The sequence below is a fragment of the Kitasatospora sp. NPDC056800 genome (genome assembly GCF_042789775.1).
In the GTDB taxonomy this organism is placed as follows: domain Bacteria; phylum Actinomycetota; class Actinomycetes; order Streptomycetales; family Streptomycetaceae; genus Kitasatospora.
In genome coordinates this window covers 1-6,557 of the sequence record NZ_JBHUAL010000318.1, presented here as the reverse complement: position 1 = coordinate 6,557, position 6,557 = coordinate 1, and the positions used below count along the sequence as shown (strand labels likewise).

The window sequence follows — 6,557 nt, the reverse complement described above, 5'->3', positions numbered from 1 at the left end:
GTGTCAAGGACACCGGCCCCCTTCGGGGTTCTCCCCGAGCCGGGGGTTGTGCGGCGGTGGGGGTTACAGCGGCAGGCCGCTGAGGCTGCCGCCGCTCAGGTTGCCGCCGCCCAGGCCGCCCAGCAGGCCGCCGAGCGGGCCGAGCGCGCCGGTGAGGCCGGACAGCGGGCTGTTCGCGCCGAGGTCGGCACCGCCGAGGCGGTTGGCCGACCCGTGCTCGGCCAGGCCGAGCACGTCGGTGGCGGGCAGCTCGGCGGGCAGGGCGTGCTCGACCGAGCCGAGCGGCAGCGCGCGCTGCACCGCGCCGACCGGCAGCGCGTCGGCGACGGCGGTGCCGCCGGGGACGGCGCCGGTGAGCGTCTCGGCGCCGGGCACGGCCTGGGTGACCGAGCCCGCCTGGGTGAGTCCGCCGAGCGGGCCGGTGCCGGCGGTGGCGCTGCGGGTCTCCGCGCTCTTGCCGGTGACGGCCTCGCCGAGCTTGCCGGCCAGGGACGAGGCGACCTTCGGGGTGACCGAGGAGAGCTGGCCCGCGGTCGCCGCGGTCTGGTCGACCGGGGCGGTCAGCGAGCCGGCCTTCTCGTTGGCCTCGGGCAGCTGCTGGGCGACGATGTTTCCGGCGGCGTCGGCGGAGGCCGGTACGCCGGCGGCGACGGTGGCCGCACCCGTGGTCCCGGCGGCCTGGCCGAGCTGGTGGGTGGTGTGCTGGAGGGTGGAACCGGTGTCGGTGTTGGCCAGCTGGCCCAGCGGTGCCGCGAGGTCGCTCTTGGGCAGCAGGGCGTCCCCGCCCAGGGCGGACGCGGAGCCGGCCGCGAGAAGCGGGGTCGCTCCGGCGGCCACGACGAGCGCGGCCTGGGCGATCCGGCGCGTGAGGGGGTGAGACATGGGGCTCCTCGAAGGGGTCTGGGTCCGTCCCGTCCGCCAAAGGACCGGGCGTGGACGACCGGGCGGACGACGTTGTTACCGCTTGAGAAGCCAGAAGGTTTCGGCCGACGCAAGGAATCTTCCTGGCCGACCATCGGATCGTACGACCACAACAGCGCTGCCCGACCGGCCCGGTCGGACGCCGTCGAACCGCCCCGGTCAAGGGGAGTGACGGTTCTCCAACCGGGTTCGCCGGAGCGGCCGGCCGGTCCATCGGGGTTGACCGGAATCACCCGTCCGGCGGCAACCCGAACACCAGTGCGTCAACTCTTGTCGGCCGGGGCCAGCGTGACCTGGACGAGCTTGGTCGAGGTGCCCGAGGTCTGGTTCTGCCAGCCGTCCTCGGACTTGGACTTGCGCCAGATCTTCCCGTCGTAGGCGACCGTCGCGATGCCCAGCTGCTGGGCCTGGGCGACCGCCCAGTGGGCGACCTCCCAGCCGCTCGCCCGCTCGGCGCTCACCCCGCCGTCCGCCGCCCCCGCGTCCGGCGAGGAGGTCAGGGCGGCGGTGGCCGGGTCCGGGGTCAGCGAGACGGCGTTCTCGGCGCCCTTGATGGTCGAGGTGTAGCCGGTCGCCGGGGTCACCGTGCGGCCGAACTCCCGGCGCACCCGGTCGGACAGCACCTGGGCCCGGTCCGGCGCGGCGGCCGGGGCCGCGGTGGCGCCCGGGGTGGCACCCGGCGCGGCCGAGGCGGAGTCCGCCGGGTCCGGCTTGGCGTAGTCGTGCACCACGCAGGAGAACGAGGCGGGCTCCCGGCCGGCCAGCGCCGAGGTGAGCAGGGTCGCCTTGGTCTCGTGCTTGGCGTAGGCCTGCGGGTAGCCGCTCTTCTGCACCGTCTGCGCGGCGTCGGTCAGCGGCATCCGGGTGTAGCCCGGGACCTTGACCAGGCCGTCCAGGAACTTGTTGGTCGCGTACACCGGGTCCGAGATCTGCGCCGGGGTGCCCCAGCCCATCGACGGCCGCTGCTGGAAGAGGCCGATCGAGTCCCGGTCGCCGCCCGCGAGGTTGCGCAGCTTGGACTCCTGCATGGCGGTCGCCAGCGAGATCGTGGTGGCCCGGTCCGGCAGCCCGCGCGAACGCGCCACCGCGGCGATCGTCGCGGCGTTGGCGGCCTGCGGCAGCTCCAGCGTGCCGTTCCCGGCCGCCGTCTTCACCGAGCACTCCTCGGACGCGCCGGGCTTGAAACCGAACCACCAGATCCCGACCACGGCCAGGCCGGCGACCATGGCCAGGCCGAGCAGCCCGACGATCACCATCAGCAGGGCGCGAAGCGGCCCGCGGCGGCGAGTGGGCTCCTCTTCGTCGCCCAGCTCTTCGCTGCTCCTTCTCCTGGCCACCGTCGCCCCTCTCGCGCCTGCACCTTGATCCGACACCGTACCCACTCGGACGGATGTGCGGCGCATTCCGGTTGCCGTCACCCGCCTCCGACCGGACCGGGCCGCGGATTAGGCTGGCTCCCATGAGCAGCTCGAACCCGACGCCCCTGGACCTCACTCTCGACGGCGGCACGCTGACCGCCCGGCTCGTCGACATCCCCTCGGTGAGCGGCGACGAGCAGGCGCTCGCCGACGCCGTCGAGACCGCGCTGCGCGGCTACCCGCACCTCACCGTGGACCGCCACGGCAACAACGTGGTGGCCCGGACGAACCTGGGCCGGGCCGAGCGCGTCGTCCTGGCCGGCCACCTGGACACCGTGCCGATCGCCGACAACCTCCCCTCGTGGGTCGAGGGCGACCTGCTCCACGGCTGCGGCACCACGGACATGAAGTCCGGCGTGGCCGTGCAGCTGCGCCTCGCCGCCACGGTGCCCGAGCCCAACCGCGACCTCACCTTCGTCTTCTACGACTGCGAGGAGGTGGAGGCCTCCCGCAACGGCCTCGGCCACCTGGCCAAGGACCACCCGGAGTGGCTGGCCGGCGACTTCGCGGTGCTGATGGAGCCCAGCGGCGGCATGGTCGAGGGCGGCTGCCAGGGCACCCTGCGGGCGCAGGTGCGACTCACCGGCGTGCGCGCCCACTCGGCCCGCAGCTGGCTCGGGGACAACGCCATCCACCACGCCGCCGAGGTGCTCACCCGGCTGGAGGACTACCAGCCGCGCCGGGTGGAGATCGACGGCCTGGAGTACCGCGAGGGCCTGAACGCGGTCCGGATCGACGGCGGCGTGGCCGGCAACGTGATCCCGGACGAGTGCGTCGTCACGGTCAACTTCCGCTACGCGCCGGACCGCGACGAGGTGGACGCGGAGAAGCACGTGCGCGAGGTCTTCGACGGCTTCGAGCTGACCGTCACCGACTTCGCCGTGGGCGCCCTGCCCGGGCTCTCCCAGCCGGCCGCCCGGGCCTTCCTGGAGGCCACCGGCGGCCAGGCCCGGGCCAAGTTCGGCTGGACCGACGTCGCCCGGTTCAGCGCGCTCGGCGTCCCGGCGGTCAACTACGGCCCCGGCGACCCGAACCTGGCGCACAAGCGCGAGGAGTACTGCTCGCTGAGCGCCATCGCCGAGGTCGAGGACCGGATGCGCGCCTGGCTGACCAGCTGAGCCGCTGCCGGCGACGCTCGTCCGATCAGCAGTCGAACGCCACCTTCCGGATGCTCAACCGACCTTCCCCCGTTGCCTGAAAACGGGGGAGGGCGGGCGTAGGGTTTCGTCATGACAGGCACAGGAGACGAGAAGCACTACGGCCACGGCCCCGAGCAGGTCGGTGCGCCGCGGAAGAAGAAGGCCTGGCCCGAGAAGCAGAAGGGCCCGGTGCTGGTGCGCCGGGACCAGGTCGGTACGAGCACCACGGACCAGCGCCTGCTGGACACCACCGGTCCGACCGACTGGCTGCACACCGACCCGTGGCGGGTCCTGCGGATCACCTCGGAGTTCGTCGAGGGCTTCGGCGCCCTCGCCGAACTCCCGCCCGCGATCAGTGTCTTCGGCTCCGCCCGGACCCCGGTCGACTCGCCCGAGTACCAGGCGGGCGTGGCCATCGGCCGGGCCCTCGCCGAGGCCGGCTACGCGGTGATCACCGGCGGCGGCCCGGGCGCGATGGAGGCCGCCAACCGCGGCGCCTCCGAGGCGGGCGGCCTCAGCGTCGGGCTCGGCATCGAGCTGCCCTTCGAGCAGGGCCTCAACGAGTTCGTCGACCTCGGGCTGAACTTCCGCTACTTCTTCGTCCGCAAGACGATGTTCGTGAAGTACGCGCAGGGCTTCGTGGTCCTGCCCGGCGGCCTCGGCACGCTGGACGAGCTGTTCGAGGCGCTCACCCTGGTGCAGACGAAGAAGGTCACCCGCTTCCCGGTGATCCTCTACGGCAGCGCCTACTGGGGCGGCCTGTACGAGTGGCTGAAGGACACCCTGGTCGCGCAGGGCAAGGCGGCCCCGCACGACCTGGAGCTGTTCCACATCACCGACGAGATCGACGAGGTCATGAAGATCCTCGCCGACGCCCGCCGGCCCGCGAACGAGATCTAGCGCGAGCGAGCCGAAGGGTCGCGCCGGTGCCGAAAGCGAGGAGCGACAAGCGAGGGACGAGCGCCGGAGCGACGAACGTCGGCACCGGGTCCGAGCGCCCCGGAGGCGAGCCGAGCGCCGACAGGAGGGTTCACGCCAGCCCCCGGCGGGCGACCGCCGGGGGGCGGGTGCCCCGGATCGAGGCGACCATGTCCAGCACCTGGCGGGTCTCCGCGACCTGGTGCACCCGGTAGACCCGCGCGCCCAGCCAGGCCGAGACCGCGGTGGTGGCCAGGGTGCCGAGCAGCCGCTCGTTCACCGGCCGGTCCAGGGTCTCGCCGACGAAGTCCTTGTTGGAGAGCGAGACCAGCACCGGGAAGCCGGTCGCGGTCATCTCCGGCAGCCGCCGGGTGGCCTCCAGCGAGTGCCGGGTGTTCTTGCCGAAGTCGTGCCCCGGGTCGATGACCACCGCGTCCCGCCGCACGCCCAGCTCCACCGCGCGCTCGGCGAGCCCCACGGTCACCCGCAGGATGTCCGCCATCACGTCCTCGTACCCGACCCGGTGCGGCCGGGTACGGGGCTCGGCGCCGCCCGCGTGGGTGCAGACCAGCCCGGCGTCGTACCGGGCGGCCACCTCGGCGAGCCTCGGGTCCACGCCGCCCCAGGCGTCGTTCAGCAGGTCCGCGCCCACCTCGCAGACCGCCTCGCCGACCTCGTGCCGCCAGGTGTCCACGCTGATCACCGCCTCGGGGTGGCGCTTGCGCAGCTCGGCCACGAAGGGCACGGTGCGCCGCAGCTCCTCCTCGACCGTGACCTCGTCGCCGGGCCCGGCCTTCACCCCGCCGATGTCCAGGATCGCCGCGCCCTCGGCCATCGCGCGGTCCGCGGCGGCGAAGGCGGCCTCGTCGGCGAAGGTCGCGCCCTTGTCGAAGAACGAGTCCGGCGTCCGGTTGACGATCGCCATGATCACCAGCTCGTCGTCACCGAATTCCCGCGGTCCCAGGCGCAGTGCCACCGATGTCTCCTCCAGAGCTCCTGCGGGTGCGATGATGGCCCCCGGCCTCACTAAGGGACCATGCTGTCATGATCAGTGTGGTTGCCTGCCACCACATAGCGGACCGGCCGGGAGTTCGGGAGGACAGCTCGTGTTCTGGGTGATCGTGGTCGCCATGGCCGTGGTGGTCGGCGGTGCCGCCCTGGTGGCGCTCGGCGGGGGCGGCTCGATGCCGGAGGCGGCACCGGACCGGATCTCCGCGCGGCTGCCGCAGGACCGCCCGCTGGGCCGGGCGGACGTGGACGAGCTGCGCCTGCCGATGGCGCTGCGCGGCTACCGGATGGACGAGGTGGACGACGTCCTGGACCGCCTCGGCGCCGAACTCGCCTACCGCGACGCGCGGATCGCCGAGCTGGAGGCCGCCGCCCACCTGCGCGGCGTCGTCGAGGCGACCAACGCCCCCGACCCGGCGGCCGAACCGCTGCCCGGCCTGGAGCAGTTCGCCCAGGTGGTCGAGCCGGCCGTGGTGCTCGCCAAGCAGCCGGCCGGGGAGCACGCCCCCGAGGACGCGAAGCCGGGGACGGAGAAGTGACCGACCCGGCCGGGGGCGCGGTGCTCGGCGCGGACGGCCTGCGCCGCTGCGGCTGGGGCGACTCCACCGACGACTACCGGGTCTACCACGACACCGAGTGGGGCCGCCCGGTGCACGGCGACGACGCGCTGTTCGAGCGGGTCTGCCTGGAGGCCTTCCAGTCCGGCCTGTCCTGGCTGACCATCCTGCGCCGCCGCGAGGGCTTCCGGGCCGCGTTCGCGGGCTTCCGGATCGCCGAGGTCGCCGAGTTCGGCGAGGCGGACAAGGAGCGCCTGCTCGCCGACGCCGGCATCATCCGCAACCGGGCCAAGATCGAGGCGGCGATCGCCAACGCGCGGGTCGCCCGCGACCTGGCGGGCGGCCTGGACGCGCTGATCTGGCAGTTCGCCGCCGAACCGGGCCGGCCGGCCCCCCGCACGATGGGCGAGGTGCCGGCCGTCACGCCGGAGTCGACGGCGCTGGCGAAGGCGCTGAAGAAGGCGGGCTTCCGCTTCGTCGGCCCGACCACCGCGTACGCCCTGATGCAGGCCTGCGGGCTGGTCGACGACCACCTGGCGGACTGCCACGTCCGCACCGGCGCCAAGGGCTGACCGGCGGGTCCGGGCCGGCCGGCC

The 6,557-nt window shown here is 73.8% G+C and carries 7 protein-coding genes; 4 read left to right on the top strand and 3 right to left on the bottom strand.

Annotated features, from left to right (window positions below; all coding sequences use genetic code 11):
- Positions 1-63 precede the first annotated feature (63 nt).
- Positions 64-882 carry a hypothetical protein gene (locus ACFRQN_RS39180; protein WP_380745404.1) on the bottom strand — a complete coding sequence of 273 codons (819 nt, stop codon included), beginning with the start codon at positions 880-882 and terminating at the stop codon, positions 64-66.
- A 302-nt stretch (positions 883-1,184) separates the two neighbouring features.
- On the bottom strand, positions 1,185-2,258 hold the full coding sequence (locus ACFRQN_RS39175; protein ID WP_181970669.1) for a hypothetical protein: 1,074 nt from the start codon (positions 2,256-2,258) through the stop codon (positions 1,185-1,187).
- Between the two features lie 122 nt (positions 2,259-2,380).
- Between ACFRQN_RS39175 and dapE the strand changes: the two genes are divergently transcribed.
- Together dapE and ACFRQN_RS39165 are read left to right on the top strand one after the other, a co-directional pair.
- On the top strand, positions 2,381-3,457 hold the full coding sequence (gene dapE / locus ACFRQN_RS39170) for a succinyl-diaminopimelate desuccinylase (RefSeq protein WP_380745402.1): 1,077 nt from the start codon (positions 2,381-2,383) through the stop codon (positions 3,455-3,457).
- A gap of 111 nt (positions 3,458-3,568) precedes the next feature.
- Entirely contained in the window at positions 3,569-4,378 is an 810-nt protein-coding gene (locus tag ACFRQN_RS39165; RefSeq protein WP_049655631.1) for a TIGR00730 family Rossman fold protein, read from the top strand.
- Between the two features lie 130 nt (positions 4,379-4,508).
- Here the strand turns inward: ACFRQN_RS39165 and folP are convergent, their stop codons facing one another.
- Positions 4,509-5,321, bottom strand: a complete 813-nt coding sequence (folP, locus tag ACFRQN_RS39160) for a dihydropteroate synthase (RefSeq protein ID WP_074001558.1) — start codon at positions 5,319-5,321, stop codon at positions 4,509-4,511.
- 181 nt (positions 5,322-5,502) lie between these two features.
- Here folP and ACFRQN_RS39155 point away from each other — a divergent pair, with 181 nt between their 5' ends.
- Complete coding sequence (locus ACFRQN_RS39155; RefSeq protein ID WP_380745400.1) at positions 5,503-5,943, top strand: DivIVA domain-containing protein; 441 nt, start codon at positions 5,503-5,505, stop codon at positions 5,941-5,943.
- Positions 5,940-6,533, top strand: coding sequence for a DNA-3-methyladenine glycosylase I (locus tag ACFRQN_RS39150; RefSeq protein WP_380745398.1), 594 nt, complete (start codon positions 5,940-5,942; stop codon positions 6,531-6,533). The genes ACFRQN_RS39155 and ACFRQN_RS39150 overlap by 4 nt, the downstream gene beginning before the upstream one ends.
- The last annotated feature ends 24 nt before the right edge of the window (positions 6,534-6,557 follow it).

What these genes read in the sequence shown, in the direction of transcription:
- ACFRQN_RS39180 (WP_380745404.1), bottom strand. Translation starts at nt 882, where the DNA reads ATGTCTCACCCCCTCACGCGCCGGATCGCCCAGGCCGCGCTCGTCGTG.
- dapE (WP_380745402.1), top strand. Translation starts at nt 2,381, where the DNA reads ATGAGCAGCTCGAACCCGACGCCCCTGGACCTCACTCTCGACGGCGGC.
- ACFRQN_RS39165 (WP_049655631.1), top strand. Translation starts at nt 3,569, where the DNA reads ATGACAGGCACAGGAGACGAGAAGCACTACGGCCACGGCCCCGAGCAG.
- folP (WP_074001558.1), bottom strand. Translation starts at nt 5,321, where the DNA reads ATGGCGATCGTCAACCGGACGCCGGACTCGTTCTTCGACAAGGGCGCG.